The following is a 19,725-nucleotide window of genomic DNA, read 5'->3' as shown; positions in this document are numbered from 1 at the left end:
CAGCCAGGGCCACATCCTGGGCAGGCGGTGTAATTCCCGCCATGGCCTGTGTGATAAGGCCTGCAGTGAGTTTGCCCCTACCATAGCGCGATGCAATCGCGTCCATGAAGGGGCGGCGGGCCGGCAATCCTGCCATCCATGCTTGAACTGCACGGAACCAGCCCCCACATGAGCGAACAAACACTTGTTGTTGACCCCACGGAGAGAACATGAAACGGATCTTGTTATTTGTACTGACCAACCTGGCCGTCGTGCTGGTGCTTGGGGTGGTGGCCAGCCTGCTGGGTGTAAACCGCTATCTCACCGCCAACGGCCTGAACCTGGGCGCGCTGCTGGGCTTCGCGCTGGTCATGGGCTTTGGCGGCGCCATCATCTCGCTGCTCATCAGCAAGCCCATGGCCAAGTGGACCTCGGGCGTGCGCGTGATCGACGGCTCCGGCTCGCCCGACGAGCGCTGGATCGTCGAGACCGTGCGCAAGTTTGCCGACAAGGCGGGCATCGGCATGCCCGAAGTCGGCATCTTTGAAGGCGACCCCAATGCCTTTGCCACGGGCGCGTTCAAGAACTCGGCGCTGGTGGCCGTGTCCACCGGCCTGCTGCAAGGCATGACCCGCGAAGAAATCGAGGCCGTGATCGGCCACGAAGTGGCCCACATCGCCAACGGCGACATGGTGACCATGACGCTGATCCAGGGTGTGATGAACACCTTCGTGGTGTTCCTGTCGCGCGTCATTGGCTATGCAGTGGACAGCTTCCTGCGCAAGAACGACGAGGAAAGCTCCGGCCCCGGCATCGGTTACTACGTGACCACCATCGTGCTCGACATCGTGCTGGGCTTCCTGGCTGCGATCATCGTGGCCTGGTTCAGTCGCCAGCGTGAATTCCGCGCCGACGCCGGTGCAGCCCAGCTGATGGGCCGCCGTCAGCCCATGATCAACGCCCTGGCCCGCCTGGGCGGCATGCACCCCGGCGAACTGCCCAAGAGCGTGGCCGCCATGGGCATTGTCGGTGGCATTGGCAAGCTGTTCAGCACCCACCCACCCATTGAAGAGCGCATTGCCGCCCTGCAAAACGCGCAGCAATAACGACCGGCGCAACGCCTTCTCGGGCCTCAAGGCCGCCGCAGTCTGGTACTGCGGCGGCTTTTTTGTTTTGGGGCTGCTCTCGCGCGCGCAGTGGCAAGCTGGTGTCGGTTCGTTCAAGGGTTCGTCACCATTTGTCGATATCACTTCGGTAGCGGCCGCACCGGTAAGGCCGCGATTTTCATTTCTTCCTCACGAGAACCCCCATGTCTATCTCCCACGCACGTGTTGCAGTCCGCTTGGCCCTGGCTTTTGGAGTGGTCTGTCTCGTCATGTCCCTGTCGGCAGCGGTAGGCATCTGGCGACTGGCGGGCTTGCAGGACATTGCGGATGACCTGGGCGGTGCATCGTCCGAGCGCGCATTGCTGGCGCGTTAACTGCACGCGATCGTGGTGCTCAGCTCCGCCCGCGCGGAAACGCTGTTAGAGATCGACAACCCAGCTTACGCCGCGCGCATCGAAGCCGACCGCAAAACCACCTCGGTCCGTTCCTCTGAAGTGCGCAAGCGCCTGGATGAGCTGGCGGCAGATGCGGAGTCTCAGGCGCTATTCGACGCCATCGACAAGGCTGGCAATGGCTTTCGCACGGTGCGGGATGACCTCGTAACGCGCCGCAAGGCCAGCGAGGCTTTGCCGCCGGACGCCATTGCCAACCAGCTGCGGCCTGCGGCTGATGCCTATGCGGCGGCGGTGAACAAGCTGGCCGAATTCCAGCGCCAGCGCGTGGCAGAGGCCCGTGAGGCCGCCGCGCGCAGCGAACGCCAAGGCACACGCTGCTGGCGGCGGGCTCGCTGGTGGGCCTGTTGCTCAGTCTGGCCTGTGCTTGGCTGCTGTCGCGTTCCATTCTGCGGCCTCTGGCCCATGCCACCGAAGTGACCGATCGCATTGCCGAAGGTGACCTCACCTCGGCTGTGCCCGAGCCGCAAACGGGCAGCCGGGACGAACTGCGTGCCCTGTTGGCGCGCCTAGCTACCAAAAGGAGGCCCCCCGGCTCTGCCGGGGAGGCAGTAGAAGTTTGACTTTTCAGGAGGTTGTCCACCGTAGAGACTTTCAATCGTGAGCCGCCAAGCAAACGAAAGGAAGAAACACGATGGACAAGTATGAAAGTTTGAGTCACACGGCCTGGGATTGCAAATATCACGTGGTCTTCATCCCCAAGTGTCGAAGGCGAACGCTGTACAAGCAGCTACGCGAACACCTGGGTGAGGTATTCAGAAAGTTGGCCGCGCAAAAGGAATGCAGGGTTGAAGAGGGGCATCTGATGCCCGATCACGTGCACATGATGCTGTCGATCCCACCGAAGTACTCGGTGTCGCAGGTGGTGGGCTTTATCAAAGGCAAGAGCGCAATCCACCTTGCGCGGGTGTACGGAGAGCGAAAGCGCAACTTCGTGGGTCAGCACTTCTGGGCGCGAGGGTACTTCGTCTCGACGGTGGGACGCGACGAAGCGGTGATACGGGAGTACATCCGAAACCAGGAGAAGGAAGACGAGAGGTTGGACCAACTCGGTCTATGGAGGTGAGTAGCCACCGATAGGTGGCCCCAAGAATGAGGGGCCGCGTTAGCGACCCCTTACAGCCATCCCTTTCAAGGTGTTGTCCCTGCTCCCGCAGCAGTAACCTTCGCCCCACAGAGGGAGAACTGCGGATGTGGAAAGAAGTCTTGGAGAGGTTTGAGAGCCATGCGCCGGTGAGCGTGATGACCCGGGTGGCGTTGGAGCATGCCTTGCCGGCGTGCTGGGTGGATGAAGTGTTCCAGACCAGCCGCCAACGCCAATATCCACGCGAGTTGCTGTTCTCCAGCGTGGTGGAGCTGATGATGCTGGTGAGCCTGGGGCTGCGCCCCTCGCTGCACGCGGCGGCCAAGAAGATGGCGCAGTTGCCCGTCACGCTGGCGGCGCTGTACGACAAGGTCAAGCGCACAGAGCCCCAGGTGCTGCGGGCACTGGTGCAAGGCAGCGCGGCGCGCCTGCAGCCGGTGGTTGCTGCGGTAGGCAGCCAGCCCAGCCTACAGGGCTGGCAACTGCGCATTCTCGATGGCAACCATTTGCCAGCCAGTGACAAACGCCTGGCGCCACTGCGCTCGCACCGGGGAGCGGCCATGCCGGGCCACACGCTGGTGGTCTACGACCCCGACAGCGCCCTGGTCACGGACATCCTGGCCTGCGAGGACGCGCACGAGAGCGAGCGCGTAGGCGCGGCCACCTTGCTGCAGCAGGCCCAGCAGGGCCAGGTGTGGATCGCCGACCGCCACTTCTGCACCCGCACCCTGCTGCAGGGCTGGCAACAGCGCCAAGCGGGCTTTATCGTGCGTGAGCACGCCAGGCACCCGAAGTTGGACAATACCGGCCCCTGGAGCGAAGCCGTGCCAACAGAGACCGGGCAGGTGCGTGAGCAAGCCATTGAGCTGGCGGCCACCCAGGAGACGGTGCTCGCCCCGCCGTCCTGGCGCCGCATCGAGATCCAGTTGCAGGCGCCCACCGAAGCGGGTGACCAAAGCATTGCCTTGTGGAGCAACCTGCCGGCGAGCATCGACGCGGCCACCATTGCGCAGTTGTACCGCAAGCGCTGGCGCATCGAGGGCTTGTTCGGACGGCTCGAATCGGTGCTGCACAGCGAGATCCGGACCTTGGGCCACCCGCGTGCGGCGCTGTTGGGGTTTGCTGCAGCAGTGCTGGCGTTCAACGTGTTGGCGCTACTCAAGCGCTGCGTGGAGCAGGCGCACTGCGAGCGAGCGCCTGGTCTGGATGTCTCGACCTATCACCTGGGCGTGCATGTGGCCAGCGACTACCAGGGCATGCTCATCGCGCTGCCATCTGAGGTGTGGCAATCGTGGTGCGAGGCGTCAAGCGCGGAGGTTGCGCAGCATCTGCTGCGCCTGGCAGGGACGGTCAACCCGCGCAGTGTTGCCACGGCCAAGCGCGGCCCCAAGAAGGAAAAGCCTGGGGGATACGTGGCTGGCGCTGTGGCTCGCAAGCAGCTGTCCACCGCTCGTGTCCTCAAACAGGCTGCGGGGACAAGACCTTGAAAGGGATGCCCCTTACAGCCGCTTTGAGCGGCTCACATCCCGAATGCCCCCGGCTTTGCCGGGGGATGGTTACCGGGCATGCAGGCGCGCCTGGCGGAGTTGGTGGTGGGCATGCGCCAGGCCAGTACGTCGGTAGCGGGCGCCAGCAGCGAGATAGCTGCAGGCAACAGCGATCTGTCGGCGCGTACCGAGCAGACGGCCTCCAACCTTGAAGAGATCGCTGCGAGCATGGAGGAACTCCTGGCCACCGTGCGGCACAGTGCTGATGCGGCTGTACAGGCCAACACCCTGGCCACGGATGCCAGCAGCGTTGCCCAGCGCGGCCGTGACGCTGTGGATCGTGTGGTGGGCACCATGGACGGTATCGCACTGTCGTCGCGCCGCATTGCGGACATCACCAGCGTGATTGACGGTATTGCGTTCCAGACCAATATCCTGGCACTGAATGCGGCGGTTGAAGCGGCGCGGGCCGGTGAGCAAGGCCGGGGCTTTGCCGTGGTGGCCAGCGAGGTGCGCAGCTTGGCGCAGCGCTCGGCCACGGCGGCCAAGAAGATCGGTGGGTTGATCAGCGACAGCGTGCGGCAGGTGGACGAAAGCACCCAACTGGTCCACGCTGCCGGCGGCACCATGGGCGAGATTGTTCAATCGGTGCAGCAGGTGGCCACGATCATTGGCGAGATCAGCACTGCCGCCCGCGAACAGACCACGGGCCTGAGCCAGGTGAGCGAAGCTGTATCTCAGCTTGACCAGATGACCCAGCAGAATGCCGCGCTGGTGGAGGAATCCTCCGCCGCTGCGCAGGGCTTGCGAGTGCAGGCGCAGCAGCTGGCAGGTTTGGTAGAGGCCTTCCGCCTGCCCGCTGCGGCAGGTGTACTCAAGGCGCTGCGGTCAATTCGCCCTATCAGGCGCGGTTCACCATCAGCCCCAGCCAGGGCCAGTAGGTCAGCGCAAATACCACCAGCAGAACCACCGCCGCCAGCGTGATCACGATGCCGGTGCGCACGAAGTCGCGCGCCTCGAAGGTGTCGGTGCCGTAGGCAATCATGTTCTGCGGTGCGTTCACCGGCAGGATGAAGCCGAAGCTCACCACGAACTGCAGGATCATCGTCATGCCCACGATGTTGATGCCCGGCGTTTGCACGGTGGACAGCACGCTGATGACGATCGGGATCATGGTGGACGCCAGGGCCGTGGCGCTGGCGAAGCCCAGGTGGATGACAATCAGGAAGGCCGACAGCAGCATCAGAATCACGAAGGCCGAGGCCATTTGCAGGCCAAGGTTGCTCACAATGAGCTGCGCCAGCCAGCCAGCGGCCTTGGTCTGCAGCAGCGCAGACCCCACGCTGATGCCCACGGCAAACAGCACCACGGTGCCCCAGGGGAAGCCCTTTTGCGACTGCTTCCAGTCCATCACGCCGATGCGTGGGAACAGCATCAGCGCCACGGCGGCGATGGTGGTGGAGGTGGTGTCAAAGTTGTGCAGCACCTTTTCGGTGGACCAGAACCCCAGCAGCACCAGCACCACCGCCAGCAGTTTCCATTGGTTCAGCGTCATGGGGCCCAGCTCGGCCAGTTGCTGGCGAATGGTCTCCTGGCCGCCTGCAATTTCCTTCATCTCGGGCTCCATCATGCGCGTCATGATGAAGAACAGCGCCACCGTCATCAGCCCGGCAAACGGGGCCGCTGCCACAAACCATTCACCCCAGGTGATCTGGGCGCCCAGCTGCTTTTCGATGAAGCCGATGGCCACCATGTTTTGTGCGGCAGCCGTCTTGATGCCCACGTTCCAGATGCTGGCGGTTTGCGCCGTGGTGATGACCAGCAGGGCGGCAAAGCGGCTCTTGCGGTCCACCTTGAAGGCGAGCACGAAGCCCATCATGATCGGCATGAGGCAGGCCACGCGGGCCGTGGTGCTGGGCACGATGAACGACAACAGAAAGCCCACCACCATGGCGCCGATCACGATGTGGTGCGTCTTGGCCCCTACTTTCGACAGCACCGTGAGCGCAATGCGCCGATCAAGCCCGGTGGCCGTCATGGCCGATGCGATAAAGCACGCCGCTGCCACCAGTGCCACGGCACTGTTGGCAAAGCCCGAAAGCGCGAGGTTCAGCGCCGCGCCGGTGCCCATGTCCGGCCCGTCGGGCTTGGCTACGCTGGGCGCATAGGCCAGCAAAAACACCATCAGCGCAGCAATCACCACCGCGCTTGCCGAATATTCGAGCGCCTCGGTCATCCACACGATCACAGCGAACGCCAAAATGGCCAGCATCGTCTGCCCCGCCAAGGGCAAGCCTGCCGGGGTGGGCAGCGCCAGCACCAGTATCAGCGCGAGCACCGCGCCGACCAGGCCGAGCCGTTTGGAGAGACTGCCCGAAGGGGCGGCGGGGGTTGCACTGGGCGCGCTGGAAGACATGGAACAACTCCGGTTTGTGAAGGCACGGGAGCGATCCGCCGAAGGCCACTTCAGCGAGATGCGCGCAGACCCCAAGTGTTGCGCGCGGCCCGGCGGGCGGGTTGATTCAAGTCAAGAGAGGGGCGCGGTGCGGCCGCACCAGTGCTCCGCCTCCCCGCAGCCACGTCCGCGTGAACGCGGCGCGGTGGCCCGTCAGGCGGCGCGCTGTGCCAGCTGGCGGCCGATGAACAGGCGAAACGGCAGCAGCAGCGCCACGCCCAGTGCCAGCTTCACGGCCAGGTCGCCCAGTGCCCAGGTCACCCAGGGGTCCTCGGTGCCCGCAAAGGCAATGCTCCAGAACACGGCGGTGTCCAGCACCGCAGCCAGCAAGGTGGCCACCAGCGGAGCGCGCCACCAGGTGGCATGCCGCAACCGGTCAAACACACCAATGTCCAGCCATTGCGACAGCAAAAAGGCGGTGCCTGAGGCTACGGCAATGCGCGCGGGTGCCAGCACCAGCGATGCCGCCACGGCTGCGGCAAACCCCACCCAGGCCACGCGCCGGGCCTGCGCTGGCCCATGGGCGCGGTTGACCAGCTCGCTCACCAGGAAGGCCACCGGGTAGGTGATGGCGCCCCAGGTCAGCCAGTCGTTGATGGGGAACTGCACCAGGATGTTGGAGGCCAGCACCACCACCGCCATGGCCAGTGCGGCGGTGGCAAACTGTGCCTTGCTGGGGCGTTGCAGGGGCGCGACTGTCATGCGGCACCTGTGCCCAGCAGACTGCGCGCCACGGCTTCACCTACCTTGATGCCGTCCACCCCGGCCGACAAGATGCCGCCCGCGTAGCTGGCGCCTTCACCCGCCGGGTACAGACCGGCGGTGTTCAGGCTTTGCAGGTTATCGCCCCGCGGGATCTTGAGTGGCGAGGACGTGCGTGTTTCCACCCCCGTCAGCACCGCGTCGTGCATGTCAAAGCCCTTGATCTTGCGGCCAAACGCGGGCAGGGCTTCGCGCATGGCCTCGATGGCGTAGCCAGGCAAGGCGGCGTGCAGGTCACCCAGGGCCACGCCGGGCTTGTATGAAGGCTCCACACCGCCCAGTTGGGTGGACGGCTTGCCCGCAATGAACTCGCCCACCAGCTGGCCCGGCGCGCTGTAGTCGCGCCCGCCCAGCACAAAGGCGTTGGATTCGAGCTGGCGCTGCAGCACGCTGCCCGACAGCGGGTGGAACTGCCCGGCAGGCAGCGCCTCCACGCCATAGGTCTGGCCCAGGTGGGCCTCGAACGCAGCGGGGTCGTGCGGATAGTCGCGCGGGTCAATGCCCACCACCATGCCCGCGTTGGCGTTGCGTTCGTTGCGTGAGTACTGGCTCATACCGTTGGTCACCACGCGGTTCGGCTCGCTGGTGGCGGCCACCACCGTGCCTCCGGGGCACATGCAGAAGCTGTAGACCGCACGGCCGTTCTGCGCGTGGTGTACCAGCTTGTAGTCGGCCGCGCCCAGCAGCGGGTGGCCCGCGTGGCGGCCCCAGCGGGCGCGGTCGATCACGCTTTGTGGGTGCTCGATGCGAAAGCCGATGGAAAACGGCTTGGCCTCCATGGCCACGCCGCGCTCGTACAGCATGGCAAAGGTGTCGCGCGAGCTGTGGCCCAGCGCCATCACCACATGGGAGGCAGCGAGCTCGGTGGTTTCGCCCGTGGCCTGGTTCAGCACTTTCAGGCCGCGCAGGTGGCGCTGGCCTTGGGCATCGTTCTCGACGATCACGTCCGTCACGCGCTGCTCAAAGCGGATCTCGCCGCCCAGCGCAATGATCTGCTCGCGCAGGTTCTCCACCACCTTCACCAGCTTGAAGGTACCGATGTGCGGGTGGGCGACGTACAGGATTTCTTCGGGTGCGCCGGCTTTGACGAACTCGTTCATCACCTTGCGGCCCAGGTGGCGCGGGTCTTTGATCTGGCTGTAGAGCTTGCCGTCCGAGAAGGTGCCAGCGCCGCCCTCGCCAAACTGCACGTTGCTCTCGGGGTTGAGCGCGCGCTTGCGCCACAGGCCCCAGGTGTCTTTGGTGCGCTCGCGCACGGTCTTGCCGCGTTCCAGCACGATGGGCTTGAAGCCCATTTGCGCCAGCACCAGCGCGGCAAAGATGCCGCAGGGGCCAAAGCCCACCACCACCGGGCGCAGGGGCAGGTCGGCCGGCGCCTGGCCCACGGGGTGCCAGGCCATGTCGGGCGTGGGCTGGATGTGCGGGTTGCTGGCGAACCTGGCGAGCAGCGCGGCTTCGCGCTCGGGCTGGATCAGCGTGACATCGACGATGTAGACGGCCAGCAGGTCGGCCTTGCGGGCGTCAAAGCTGCGCTTGAAAACGTGGAGGTGCGCGATGTCGCCAGCAGGCATGCCCAGTAGTTGCGAAACGGCTGCGCGCAGGGGCGCCTCGGGGGCCTCGGCCACCGTGAAGGGCAGCCGGATTTCAGAGATTCGGATCATGGTTTTGCGGGCCCGTGTCGATCGGGCGGCAGGCAAAGTCGAGGGGCCGTGATTTTACCGGGGGTGTATGGCGGGCGCACCCCCTGGCCATCTGGGTGTGATGCGGGTAAGGGGTGGTTCATCAAAATTGATAGCTGCCTGCGCTTGTGGAATAAGCGCTACGCGCCGATTTGGCTTAATTCTTTGCAGATGCTGCTTCGCCGTGGCGCCAGCGCAGTTCGGCCGCACCCAGGGCCAGCGAAGCCAGCACCAGGGGCACGAAGTAATACAGCGCACGGTAGGCGAGCAGGGCAGCCAGCACCTTGTCCTGCCCCAGGCTGGGGCTGGTCAGCAGGGCTACGCCCACGGCTTCCAGAACCCCCAGGCCAGCGGGCACCCGCAGTACCAGCCCCGCCACCGCGCCCAGCAACACGGTGGCCAAGGCCGCGGGGTAACTCACCTGCGCCTGCAGCGTGGCCCACAGCGCGGCACCCATCAGCATCCAGTTGCCGGCCGACGCAGCCATTTGCCACAAGGCCACGGGCCAGCGGGGCAGCGCAAACGCGTGGCCCCGCAGCGTGACGGCGCGCCCCGCGCGCAGCGCACACAGCACACCGTAAGCCAGTGGAATGCAACCCAGCAAGGCGCCGCCCAGGCGCCATTGCCATGCGGGTGCACTCCAGCCTGCCAGCGGCGGCGGTGCCCAAAGCCAGGGCAGCACGGCAGCCAGCAGCAGGTAGCCCACCCAGTTGGTCAATACGCTGGTGCCCACCACCTGGCCGATGGTGCCCGCATCCACCCCGCGCCGCGCATACAGCCGGTAGCGCACGCCCACCCCGCCCACGAGCGAGCCCAGGTTCAGCGTGAATGCATAGCTGGTCATGGCGATGCCCAGCGTGGTGCTGCGCCGCAGGCGGTGCCCGCAGCAGTGGCGCGCCACCAGGTCAAACGTGCCATACAGGCAGTGGCTGGCCAGCGCCAGCGCACCAGCCACGGCGAGGGTGCCCGGGGGCAGGGCGCGCAACGCCTGCAGCACGGCGGGCCAGTCCACCGTGCGGGCCTGGCGAAACAGCAACCCGGCCACCAGCACAAAGAATGCCGCGGCAGCCCCGCGTGTCAGCCAGGGCCACCACGGGCGTTGCGGAAGGCTGCGCCAGCCGTGCCGCCGCTCATGCCGCTGATGCAATTCAGGCAGGGCTGCGGGTTGCATGGCGCGTGGGCTCGGCGGCTGGACCGGCTTTGGCCTTGGTAATGACCGGCTCATGGCGGGGCAGCCATCCGGCCCAGGTGGGGAACCAGCGCATGAGGTGGAACACCACATAGCTGCGCAGCAGGCGCAGCCCCTCCCACGGCCCCGAGGGCGAAGCTTGCACCTGGCGGCAGCTATGGTTCATGAGGTGCGACAGGCGGCGGTGCAGCTGCGCGTTGAAGGCGCGGTCCTGGATGATGACGTTGGCCTCCAGGTTCAGCGAAAGGCTCAGCGGGTCGAGGTTGCTGGACCCCACGGTGGCCCAGGCCTCGTCCACCAGCGCCACCTTGCCGTGCAGCGGGCGGTCGCAGTATTCGTAAATGCGCACCCCGGCGCGCAACAGGTGGTCATAGAGCAGCGACGCGGCCGTGCGCACGATGGGCATGTCGGGCTGGCCCTGCAGGATCAACCGCACATCCACACCGCGCTTGGCAGCGCGGCGCATCTCCCGAATGAAGCGGTAGCCCGGAAAGAAGTAGGCATTGGCAATCACCACGCGGCTGCGCGCGGCACGCAGGGCCACGCGGTAGTGGCGCTCAATGTCATTGGTGTGGTGTTGGTTGTCGCGCGTGACGAACATGGCATGCGCCGTGCCCGCATGGGGGCGCCCCAGCACGCCCGCCTGCCGGGCGCGCTGGCGTTCTGCCTTGGGCAGCACGGCTTGGCGCGTGAAGTGGTGCAAGTGGGCCACCACGGGGCCGCGCACCTGTACGGCGTAGTCCTGCTTGGCCTCGGGGCCGAAGTCGGCCACATGGTCGGCAGAGTAGTTGATGCCGCCGATGAAGCCCAGCTGCCCGTCCACCACCACGATCTTGCGGTGCATGCGCCGCAGCACGTTCAGCCGCTGGCCCAGAATGCGCCGCCCCGGGTCAAAAATGCGGAAATGCACTCCGGCGGCCACCAGACTGCCCACAAACTGTTCAGACAGGTCGGGCGAGCCAAAGCCGTCCACCAGCACATGCACTTCCACGCCACGTTGCGCGGCGCCCAGCAGCGCTGCGTGCAGTTGCTGGCCGATCTTGTCTTCAAACAGGATGAAGGTCTCCAGCATCACCTCGTGCCTTGCCTGGGCAATGGCGTCGAACACACGGGGGAAGAACTCCTCGCCGTTTTCCAGCAACTCGAAGTGGTTGCCCGGCACCCAGCGGGAGGAGCGCGGTGCAAAGAAGGGGCGGGTCATAACAGAATCTCCGCCGCCAGGGGGGCGTGGTCCGAGAGTTGGTCCCAGGGTTTGCGGGGCAGTTCCAGTGGCGCGTGCACGGCGGCGTTGCGCACGTAAATGCGGTCCAGCGCCAGCAGCGGCATCGATGCCGGAAAGGTGCGCACCGCACGGCCGAATGCATGGACGAACACCTCTTGCAAACCGGCTTCGCGCTGCAGCACGGCGTGGGCGCGGTGGCGCCAGTCGTTGAAATCGCCCGCCAGCACCACGGGCTCGTCGGCCGGAAAACTGTTGATCAGATCGCACACGCGCTGCAACTGCTGCTGGCGGTGCGATTCCTGCAGCCCCAGGTGCACACACACCGCATGCACCGGCAGGTGGTGGCCCGGCGGCTGCAGGACGCAATGCAGCATGCCGCGCCGCTCCGGCCCCCGGATGGAGATGTCGTGGTTTTCGTAATGCGTGATGGGAAACTTCGACAGCAGGGCGTTGCCGTGGTCGCCGTTGTCATACACCGCGTTGCGCCCGTAGGCGTATTGCGACCAGATCGTGTCGGCCAGAAATTCGTAATGCGGCACCTGCGGAAAGTTGGCCACGCGCTGCGCATGGCGCTGGTGGCTGCCTTGCACCTCTTGCAAAAACACCAGGTCTGCCGCCACACCGCGCACGGCCTCGCGCAGCTCGTGCAGCATGAAGCGACGGTTGAAGGTGGTGAAGCCTTTGTGCACATTCACGGTGAGCACCTTGAATGCAATCGGCAGGGACGTTGGGGTGGCCATGGGTGAACAAATCGTTGTGAACAAGCCCCTAGGCTGGCCCGCGCTACGGGCGTGCCAAGGGGTGCAAACGATTGTTGAAGCCACGGGGCTCTACCCGTGTAGGACGGCTGGCCGTGGCGGTGTGCTGCCGTGGCGCAAAAACCAAAGGCCCCGCAGGGCCCTGGTCATTCAGGTGCGTTGCTGCACCGTGAGCGGTATCACGCGGGCAGGAAGCCCTCGACCGACAGGTAGCGCTCGCCCGTGTCGTAGTTGAAACCCAGCACCTTGGCGCCAGCGGGCAGCTCGGGCAGCTTTTGCGCGATGGCGGCCAGTGTGGCCCCGGAGGAGATGCCCACCAGCATGCCCTCTTCGCGTGCGCTGCGGCGGGCGTATTCACGGGCTGCTTCGGCTTCAACCTGGATCACGCCGTCGAGCAGGCTGGTGTCCAGGTTCTTGGGGATGAAGCCCGCGCCAATGCCCTGGATGGGGTGGGGTGCCGGTGCGCCGCCCGAGATCACGGGCGATGCCGTGGGCTCGACCGCGAACACCTTGAGCTGCGGGAACTTGGCCTTGAGCACGCGTGCGGTGCCCGAGAGGTGGCCGCCGGTGCCCACGCCGGTGATGAGCGCGTCCAGCCCGTCGGGGAAGTCGGCCAGGATTTCCTGGGCGGTGGTGCGCACGTGGATGTCGATGTTGGCGGGGTTTTCAAACTGCTGCGGAATCCACGCGCCGGGGGTTTGTGCCTGCAGTTCCTGGGCGCGGGCGATGGCGCCCTTCATGCCCTTTTCGCGGGGCGTCAGGTCAAACTGCGCGCCGTAGGCCAGCATCAGGCGGCGGCGCTCAATGCTCATGCTGTCGGGCATCACCAGAATCAGCTTGTAGCCCTTGACGGCGGCCACCAGGGCCAGGCCAATGCCCGTGTTGCCCGAGGTGGGCTCGATGATGGTGCCGCCGGGCTGCAGCGCACCCGATTTTTCTGCGTCTTCCACCATGGCCAGCGCAATGCGGTCCTTGACCGAGCCACCGGGGTTGCTGCGCTCGGACTTCACCCACACATTGGCCGATGGGCCAAACAGGCGGTTGATGCGAACGTGGGGCGTGTTGCCGATGGTTTGCAGGATGTTCTCGACTCTCATGGCGTCTCCTGGAGAAGGGGATGAAAAGATGTCGCACATTCTGAACCACTTGTTCTGCCCGCCTGGGCATATGGATATGCCGCTGCAAAAAGATGCGGATTTGGTGCAAAAACACCGTCTAGCGCCCATGCAGAAAGCGGCAGGTGCTATGGTTTTTGAAGGGCGTGCGGGCTCAGGGCTTGTGCCCTGTCATCAGAAACAGCGGGTATTCGCGCCCGTTGGAGCGGTGCATGCGCAGCACCTCGGTGAATGCAATGCCCTGCAGCCCCGCCTGCTCGGCCAGTGCCTGCAGCGCATCGGGCGCAAAGCCGAAGTGGTGCACGCCCTTGGCCGCGTTGTCGCCGTGGAAGCTGCCGTCCTCGGCATACAGGTCCACCAGCGCAATGCGGCCGCCGGGCTGGAGTGCGTCGGCAAAGGCCTGCAGGAGCGCGCGTGTGTCCGGCACATGGTGCATGGCCATACAGCTCACGATGGCGTCGTAGCGCTCGGGCAGGCCGTCGAAGATGTCCTGCTGCAGCGTGGTGATGTTGGCAAAGCCCTTTTCGCGCAGCACCTGCAGCATGGGGCCGGAGCTGTCCAGCGCGGTGACATGCGCCACATGCCGGGCGATGGCGGTGGCCAGCAAGCCGGTGCCTGCGCCAAAGTCCAGCACGCGGTCGGTGGCGGCGAAGGGAACCTGCGCCAGCAGGCGCGGGGGCACGGCAGCCAGTTGCAGCGAGGTGGGGCGCTGGTCCCATTCGCGGGCGCCGGTGTCGAAGTGGGTGGGTTCTGTCATGGCTCGTTGGTGGCTGGTGGAGCATCTATTTTCAATGCCCTCGGCGCAGCGCACGCCATGCTCTGGGATAATCAGCGCCGTGAAGCACGCCAGACCGCCGCTGGTGCAATCTGGGAAACCAGGCACTGGAGGAACGTCCGGACTGCACAGGACAGCGTAGCAGCTAACGGCTGCCCACCGTGAGGTGAGGATCAGAGCAACAGAGACGAGTCCCAGGGGAGTGCCGCAAGGTAGACCACTGGGGGTGAAACGGGCAATCTCTACGCGCAGCAATACCAAGTAGGCCAGCCACGGGAGCAGGGCGACCTCTCTCGACCTTGTGGATCCGCGGGGAGAGCTGGCGGGTAGGTAGCACCGAGCCGTGGTGGCGACACCCGGCCCAGATTAATGGCGGTCACACTGCGGGCAACCGTGGTGCACAGAATCCGGCTTATCGGCGCGCTTCACACTTTATTTTCAAGGGCTGGACTGCCAACGCGGTCCGGCCCTTTTGCTTGGGCGCGCTCAATACGCTCAACGCGCGCAATGCGGCGCGTGCCCTTGCTGCAGCTCGGTGGCGCGCTGCACGGTATCGGGGTGGGAGGCGAGCAGCGACCACACCGGGCTGGACTCCCGTGGGGTGGCAGCTTTGTCCTTGGCCTTGGGGGCAGAGGCTGGCTCGGCGGCAGGGGCGGTCGATTCAGCAGGCTTGGTGCCCTTGGGCTTGTGGGCCTCTTCTTCCTCATCGTGCGCAATCGCCAGCAGCAACTGGCCCATGGGGGCCGTGGGTAACGATGCCTGGCGCATGAGGGCGATGGCATAGCAGTCGGCCTCGCGCTCGTGGCTGCGGCTGTAGGCGCGGCTGGTGAGCAGGGTGGCGCCGGTGGACACCACGCCCGACACATCGCCCAAGGCCAGCCCCAGGCCCATGTTCAGCACGCCTTGTTCCACCACCATGCGCATGCCGTGGCGGTGCACCACATGGCCGATTTCGTGGGCCAGCACGCCTATCAGTGCGTCGTCGCTGATGCCCTTGTCGGCCGCAGCCTGGACGATGGCGTCCGTCATCACCACCGTGCCGCCGGGCAGGGCAAAGGCGTTGGCAGGCATGCCAGAGCGGAACTCCAGCTTGAGTGGCGGCCGGTAACTGGCGTAGCGCTGGGCGGCGTGGGGGGCTTGCTGGGCCAGGGCCTCAAAGCGTGCGTTGAGCTGGGCGCGACGCTCGGCGGGCAGCTTGCTGGGTTTGAGAAAGCCGTCGTCCAGGCGCTGCAGCAAGTCGCCGGACAAGCGCGTTTCCCACCCCAAGGGCACCCAGCGCGTGAGCTGCGCCGCTGCCCACGGGGTGCCGTAGCGGTAGAACAGCCCGAGCGCCACGATGGACACCGCCACCACGCCCAGCAGCAAGGGCCAGCGCGTTTGCATGCGCTGGGCCACGCCGGGCCTGGCGCCCGCAGCCGCCCAGGCGCTGTACCAAGCGGCCACGGCGTCCACTTCAAGGCTGCCGCGCTCGCGCAGGTCCACCACCACACGGCGCTGGGGGCGGCGGTCGCTCCAGGCCTCGGGCCAGCCCACCTGGGCGTGGGTGAACACCTGGGGCGCAGCGCCCGGTTCGTTCAAGGGGTGCAGCAGCAGCGAAGGCCCCTTGGCCCCGGCCTGCAGCACCACCATCACGGGGCGGGGCTTGCTGCTGAGCCCGTCAAACCAGCGGGCGGGCAGCATGGGGGCCGTGGCCTCTGGGCCTGCGGTGGGGGTCATGCGTCAGCCAATCAGGTCCAGGCCAGCGGCGTCGGCCAGCGCATCGCCCAGGCCACCTTCCTGCTGGCGCACCAGCACACCCGCCACCTGGTCGGCCCCGCCCTTGATGTGCAGGGTGACCGATTCGAGCTTCATGCGGTATTCGCTCACCCGTGCGAAGGGGCGGTAAAAGCCCAGGGTCAGCAGCGTCAGCACCGTGTTTTTCAGGCGCAGCCGCACAAAACGGCCGGCGCGCAGGTTGCACTTGAAGCGCGCGATCTGGCTCACGCCGATGTTGTTCCACAGCAGCTGGAACATGCGCGCCTCGCGGTAGGCGCGGGCGGGGGCCGATGCGAGCAGCAGCAGAAAGAAGAAGCCGATGACGCCCACGATGGCAATCACGATGATCCAGAAGATGTTGCCCTTGCCCGCGCCCTTGCTCATCAGCAGCATGGCGATGGAGCCACCGGCCAGCGCCGTCACGGCCAGCCACACCACCAGCACGCAGGCAATGAACACCGCCACGGTGGCCAGCCACACCGTCACGAAATCGGTGTACACGGGCTTCCAGCGCCCGTGCTCGTTGCCCAGGCGGGCGCGCAGCACCAGCAGGCTTTTGTAGTTGTATTCGAGTCGGATAAAGCACAGGATGGACAGCAGCAGCCCCAGGCCCAGCAGGGCGCCCATGGGGGCGGTGAACTGCGGCTTGACCTTGGGGGCACCGCTGGCGGCCGGGCCATCGAGGGCCTGGGCCAGTTCGGGCGAAAGCATCTGCATGCCAAAGAAAACACCAAACCACACCAGCGCCAGGGCAAACACCGGCCAGCTGGCCAGGTACACCTCTTTCCAGCTGGCAGAAAACTGCAGCCGCAGCCCCTTCCAGCGCGTGGCCCCCAGCCGAAAACGCATGGCGCTGGCCCACAGGTAGGGGGCCAGCGCGGCGCCGGCCAGCAGCATCAGTCCCACGGCCAGGTCCTGCCCCGTTTTGGCGGCAATTTGGTAGGCGATGGAAATGAGGGCCAGCAGCACAAAGCCCAGCACCATCTTGCGCTGCTGCGCGGTGAATTCGAGCGGGCTGTGGGCGACCAGGCTGTGGCCGTAGAAATACATGGCGGTGCGCCGGCGCGCCCAGGGGGTGTAGAACCCCAGCGTGACGATGCCCAGCAGCACGTTCACGATCCAGACTCGGAAGTACTCACCGCCGCTGCCGGTGAATTCCATGGGATACGCCTCAATGTTCTGAGACATGAAAACCGACGGCTGTTCTGCAGCGCCGCCTTGGGTGTTGTGGTGCATTCTCTCCCTCCCTTTTGTGGGCGCAGTTTAGCAGCCGACCAGGAGGGGTTTGCTTGAGGCGAAAAGTGCCTCTGGCGCAATCGTGGCAAGCGCTGGCAGCTATGGTTTTGGTAGCTCCGGGGTGGGCGCAGTCAGAACTTTTCCCAGGGCTGCAGGTAGCGCCACTGCCCTTCAGGCACCTTGGCCAGCGGCACCCGCCCGATGCGGATGCGCTTGATGCCCAGCACGCGAAGGCCCACAGCCTCGCACATGGCCGGAATCTGGCCGGGGCGGATGCCCTTCAAGGCAAAGCGCAGTTTGGTCTCGTTTTGCCAACTCACCTTGATGGGGGGCAGTGGCCGCCCGTTGAACGACAGGCCGTGGCACAGGCGCTGCAGCCCGTTGGGCGCAATCTCGCCCGCCACCTCGACGATGCACTCCTGCTCCAGCGACTCAATGTCTTCCGCCAGCTTGCGCGCGATGCGCTTGTCTTGCGTGTAGACCACCAGCCCGCTGGCTTCGGTGGGCAGCGGTGTGAAACATTCCTGCTGCTTGAAGTGGCGCTGCAGCACACGGATGCCGCTGGCGTCTTCAGGCAGGTGCGATGCGGCGCTCAGCAGCGTGATGGCCTGCGCCGCGCCCTGACTGCGGCTGCCGTGGGCGGCAGCGCCCTGCGGCAGGCCCAGGCCCGCTTCAAAGCCCACAGGCTTGTGCAGCAGCAGCGTGACCGGGGTCAGCTCCAGCAAGCTGGCGTCGGGCGCCACGGTGACGACCTGGTCCGGGCGCACGCGCGCGCCGGGGGCTTCTTCCAGCTGCCCGTCCACGCTCACAAAGCCGCCCTCAATGAACTGTTCTGCGGTGCTGCGCGAGCAGTTCAACTGCTCGGCCACGCGCTTGGCAAGGCGGATGTGGCTGGGGTTGGGATTCGGTGCGGTCATGGAGGCGGGGCTCGTTGTTCTTGTGGAGGGGGCAGGGGTCAATTGTTGCCCGGTGGCAGGGTGCGGATGCGCTCCACATGGGCCAGCAGCGAACGCTGGGCCACGGGCCACATGCGCGGGGGCACATCGCTGTAGGCGTGGCGCACCCAGTCTTCGGGCGTGCCGTCGGGCAGGGCTTGCATGGCGGCCAGCACTTTCGCTTCGCGCGCCAGGCGGTGGGCTTTGAGCTGCGCGATGGCGCCCCGCGCATTGTCCAGCACATAGCCGTGTGCGGGCAGGATGAATTGCACGTCGTGTTCGGCGCACAGGGCATCGAGCCGGTCGAGCGAGTCGAGGTAGTCGGCCATATTGCCGTCGGGCGGGTCGATCACGGTGGTGCTGCCGTTGAGGATGTGGTCTCCGCTGAACAGCAGGCCATCTTCGCGCAGGATCAGGCACAGGTGGTTGGCTGCGTGGCCGGGGGTGTGCACCACTTGCAGGGTATGGGTGATTTCGCCTTCTAGCGCTTTACCAGAAAGCGCCAGCAGCTCATTATTTTGTAGCGCCCTGTCGGGCGTGAACTGGCTCACCACCCGCGCGGTGGGGGCCGATGGCAGGCCCAAAATGGGCGGCTTGGCCCGGCCCGCGCGTTCGCACATCGCTTGCAGCGGGGCTGCACCAGGGGAATGGTCGGGATGCGAGTGGGTGCACACGATCATGCGGATATCGCCGCCCGCAGCGCGCCACAGCTTTTCCAGGTGGTCGGGGTCGGCCGGGCCGGGGTCGATGGCGATGAAACCGGTGCCCGGTTCGCCCACCAGGTAGCTGTTGGTGCCGGGGCCGGTCATCACGCCCGAATTGGGGGCGGTGAGGCGCTGCACGTTCTTGAGCAGCGGCACGGGCCGCTCGCTCTGCCAGTCCAGCGGGTGGGCGATCTGGCCATCGGGGCACACCAGGGCCAGTTCGCCGAAGGGGGCATCGCCTTCCATGTAGTGCGCTTCCTTGCCGCCCAGCAGCCCGGCGCGGGGGCAGCTGGTCCACAGCGGCTTTTCGTGCGCCAGGGCGGCCAGCACGGCGTCGGTATTGGCAAAGCGGGCCAGCCACTGCAGGGTGCGGATGGTCGGGAAGATCATGAAGAACTGGCCTGCCTCGTGCCGCGCCAGTGCGTCGGCCGGGCGCACCCACACGGGCTCAAACTGCTCGGTTTCGTCGGCCACGGGCTCTTGCCCCTCGGGCATGCGCGCCACCAGGAAGGGCACGGCAAAGCGCCGGGGCAGGTCGCGGTCGGCCGTCCAGTGGGCCAGCAGGAACACGCTGTCGGCGGCCAGGCGCAGGCCGCGGGCGCTGCATTGCTCGGCAAAGGGCTGGTGGCGGTCCAGCGCGGCAATGTCTTGCGCGTCGGCCATCTGGCCTTGGCGGGGGCCGCTGGCATGGCGCGCCAGCAAAATGCCCAGCTCTTCAAAGCTCTCGCGAATGGCCGCAATGGCCTGGGTGAGGTGTTCGTCGCTTTGCGTGGGGCGCCGGTCGGCCACCGGGTGGGCCAGGCGGTCTGCCTCGTCGATGCCCCCGCCGGGGAAGACATACGCCCCCGGCGCAAAGCTGGCTTTGCCAGAGCGCCGGGTCATCAAAACTTCAAGATCGCCGCCCGGCGAGGCATCGCGCATCAGCAGCACGGTGGCTGCGTGCAAAGGGCTCACGGGCTCGCGGGAGGGGTGCAGGTGCTGGCTGGTGCGTGGCATGGGGCCATTATCCGGTGTTGCCCTGCAGCCTGCCCG

The 19,725-nt window shown here is 66.1% G+C and carries 18 protein-coding genes, 1 other RNA gene and 1 pseudogene; 8 read left to right on the top strand and 12 right to left on the bottom strand.

The window, feature by feature from the left end; genetic code table 11:
* The first annotated feature begins 209 nt into the window (after nt 1–209).
* The 7 genes and pseudogenes from htpX to BDD18_RS07120 form a co-directional block, all read left to right on the top strand.
* Nucleotides 210–1,085 (top strand): protease HtpX, encoded by an 876-nt coding sequence (gene htpX / locus BDD18_RS07140; RefSeq protein WP_142082141.1) that lies wholly within the window; start codon nt 210–212, stop codon nt 1,083–1,085.
* 203 nt (nt 1,086–1,288) lie between these two features.
* The gene (locus BDD18_RS22455; RefSeq protein WP_244939002.1) at nt 1,289–1,459 is read left to right on the top strand and encodes a hypothetical protein; all 171 of its coding nucleotides are present in this window, start codon (nt 1,289–1,291) and stop codon (nt 1,457–1,459) included.
* Nucleotides 1,460–1,471: 12 nt separating this feature from the next.
* The gene (locus BDD18_RS22450) at nt 1,472–1,957 is read left to right on the top strand and encodes an MCP four helix bundle domain-containing protein (protein WP_244939001.1); all 486 of its coding nucleotides are present in this window, start codon (nt 1,472–1,474) and stop codon (nt 1,955–1,957) included.
* Nucleotides 1,876–2,100, top strand: coding sequence for a HAMP domain-containing protein (locus tag BDD18_RS22445; RefSeq protein WP_338071793.1), 225 nt, complete (start codon nt 1,876–1,878; stop codon nt 2,098–2,100). Before BDD18_RS22450 ends, BDD18_RS22445 begins: the two co-directional genes overlap by 82 nt.
* A 71-nt stretch (nt 2,101–2,171) precedes the next feature.
* On the top strand, nt 2,172–2,603 hold the full coding sequence (tnpA, locus tag BDD18_RS07130) for an IS200/IS605 family transposase (RefSeq protein ID WP_026437438.1): 432 nt from the start codon (nt 2,172–2,174) through the stop codon (nt 2,601–2,603).
* Nucleotides 2,604–2,779: 176 nt separating this feature from the next.
* Entirely contained in the window at nt 2,780–4,108 is a 1,329-nt protein-coding gene (locus BDD18_RS07125) for an IS4 family transposase (RefSeq protein WP_142082558.1), read from the top strand.
* Nucleotides 4,109–4,177: 69 nt separating this feature from the next.
* A pseudogene (locus BDD18_RS07120) lies at nt 4,178–5,092 on the top strand (methyl-accepting chemotaxis protein); the annotation flags it as partial.
* Here the strand turns inward: BDD18_RS07120 and BDD18_RS07115 are convergent.
* From BDD18_RS07115 to BDD18_RS07080, 8 genes are all read right to left on the bottom strand, one after another.
* On the bottom strand, nt 5,010–6,524 hold the full coding sequence (locus BDD18_RS07115) for a DASS family sodium-coupled anion symporter (RefSeq protein ID WP_142082138.1): 1,515 nt from the start codon (nt 6,522–6,524) through the stop codon (nt 5,010–5,012). The pseudogene BDD18_RS07120 and the gene BDD18_RS07115 sit on opposite strands and share 83 nt — an antisense overlap.
* 192 nt (nt 6,525–6,716) lie before the next feature.
* Nucleotides 6,717–7,265, bottom strand: a complete 549-nt coding sequence (locus BDD18_RS07110; RefSeq protein ID WP_142082136.1) for a VUT family protein — start codon at nt 7,263–7,265, stop codon at nt 6,717–6,719.
* Nucleotides 7,262–8,986 (bottom strand): NAD(P)/FAD-dependent oxidoreductase, encoded by a 1,725-nt coding sequence (locus BDD18_RS07105; RefSeq protein ID WP_142082134.1) that lies wholly within the window; start codon nt 8,984–8,986, stop codon nt 7,262–7,264. The genes BDD18_RS07110 and BDD18_RS07105 overlap by 4 nt, the downstream gene beginning before the upstream one ends.
* Before the next feature lie 175 nt (nt 8,987–9,161).
* Entirely contained in the window at nt 9,162–10,175 is a 1,014-nt protein-coding gene (locus BDD18_RS07100; protein WP_142082132.1) for a lysylphosphatidylglycerol synthase transmembrane domain-containing protein, read from the bottom strand.
* Complete coding sequence (gene clsB / locus BDD18_RS07095; RefSeq protein ID WP_066782995.1) at nt 10,153–11,394, bottom strand: cardiolipin synthase ClsB; 1,242 nt, start codon at nt 11,392–11,394, stop codon at nt 10,153–10,155. Before clsB ends, BDD18_RS07100 begins: the two co-directional genes overlap by 23 nt.
* Nucleotides 11,391–12,155 (bottom strand): endonuclease/exonuclease/phosphatase family protein, encoded by a 765-nt coding sequence (locus BDD18_RS07090; protein ID WP_142082129.1) that lies wholly within the window; start codon nt 12,153–12,155, stop codon nt 11,391–11,393. The genes clsB and BDD18_RS07090 overlap by 4 nt, the downstream gene beginning before the upstream one ends.
* A 197-nt stretch (nt 12,156–12,352) precedes the next feature.
* The gene (cysK, locus tag BDD18_RS07085) at nt 12,353–13,270 is read right to left on the bottom strand and encodes a cysteine synthase A (protein ID WP_142082127.1); all 918 of its coding nucleotides are present in this window, start codon (nt 13,268–13,270) and stop codon (nt 12,353–12,355) included.
* 172 nt (nt 13,271–13,442) lie between these two features.
* Nucleotides 13,443–14,045, bottom strand: a complete 603-nt coding sequence (locus BDD18_RS07080) for a class I SAM-dependent DNA methyltransferase (RefSeq protein WP_142082124.1) — start codon at nt 14,043–14,045, stop codon at nt 13,443–13,445.
* 81 nt (nt 14,046–14,126) lie between these two features.
* Between BDD18_RS07080 and rnpB the strand changes: the two genes are divergently transcribed.
* Nucleotides 14,127–14,494, top strand: an RNA gene (gene rnpB, locus BDD18_RS07075) — RNase P RNA component class A.
* Between the two features lie 64 nt (nt 14,495–14,558).
* Here rnpB and BDD18_RS07070 read toward each other — a convergent pair.
* From BDD18_RS07070 to BDD18_RS07055, 4 genes are all read right to left on the bottom strand, one after another.
* Nucleotides 14,559–15,779 carry a M48 family metallopeptidase gene (locus BDD18_RS07070; RefSeq protein ID WP_142082122.1) on the bottom strand — a complete coding sequence of 407 codons (1,221 nt, stop codon included), beginning with the start codon at nt 15,777–15,779 and terminating at the stop codon, nt 14,559–14,561.
* 3 nt (nt 15,780–15,782) lie between these two features.
* Entirely contained in the window at nt 15,783–17,054 is a 1,272-nt protein-coding gene (locus BDD18_RS07065) for a YjgN family protein (RefSeq protein WP_142082119.1), read from the bottom strand.
* A gap of 131 nt (nt 17,055–17,185) precedes the next feature.
* Nucleotides 17,186–17,971, bottom strand: a complete 786-nt coding sequence (locus BDD18_RS07060) for an rRNA pseudouridine synthase (RefSeq protein ID WP_142082117.1) — start codon at nt 17,969–17,971, stop codon at nt 17,186–17,188.
* A gap of 38 nt (nt 17,972–18,009) precedes the next feature.
* A complete protein-coding gene (locus BDD18_RS07055; protein WP_142082115.1) occupies nt 18,010–19,689 on the bottom strand; it encodes an MBL fold metallo-hydrolase in 1,680 nt (559 codons plus the stop codon).
* Nucleotides 19,690–19,725 lie beyond the last annotated feature (36 nt).

The organism is Acidovorax temperans, assembly GCF_006716905.1.
Lineage (GTDB): Bacteria > Pseudomonadota > Gammaproteobacteria > Burkholderiales > Burkholderiaceae_C > Acidovorax > Acidovorax temperans.
Note: the sequence above shows the minus strand (reverse complement) of the source record. Positions and strands in the feature narration are given on the sequence as shown.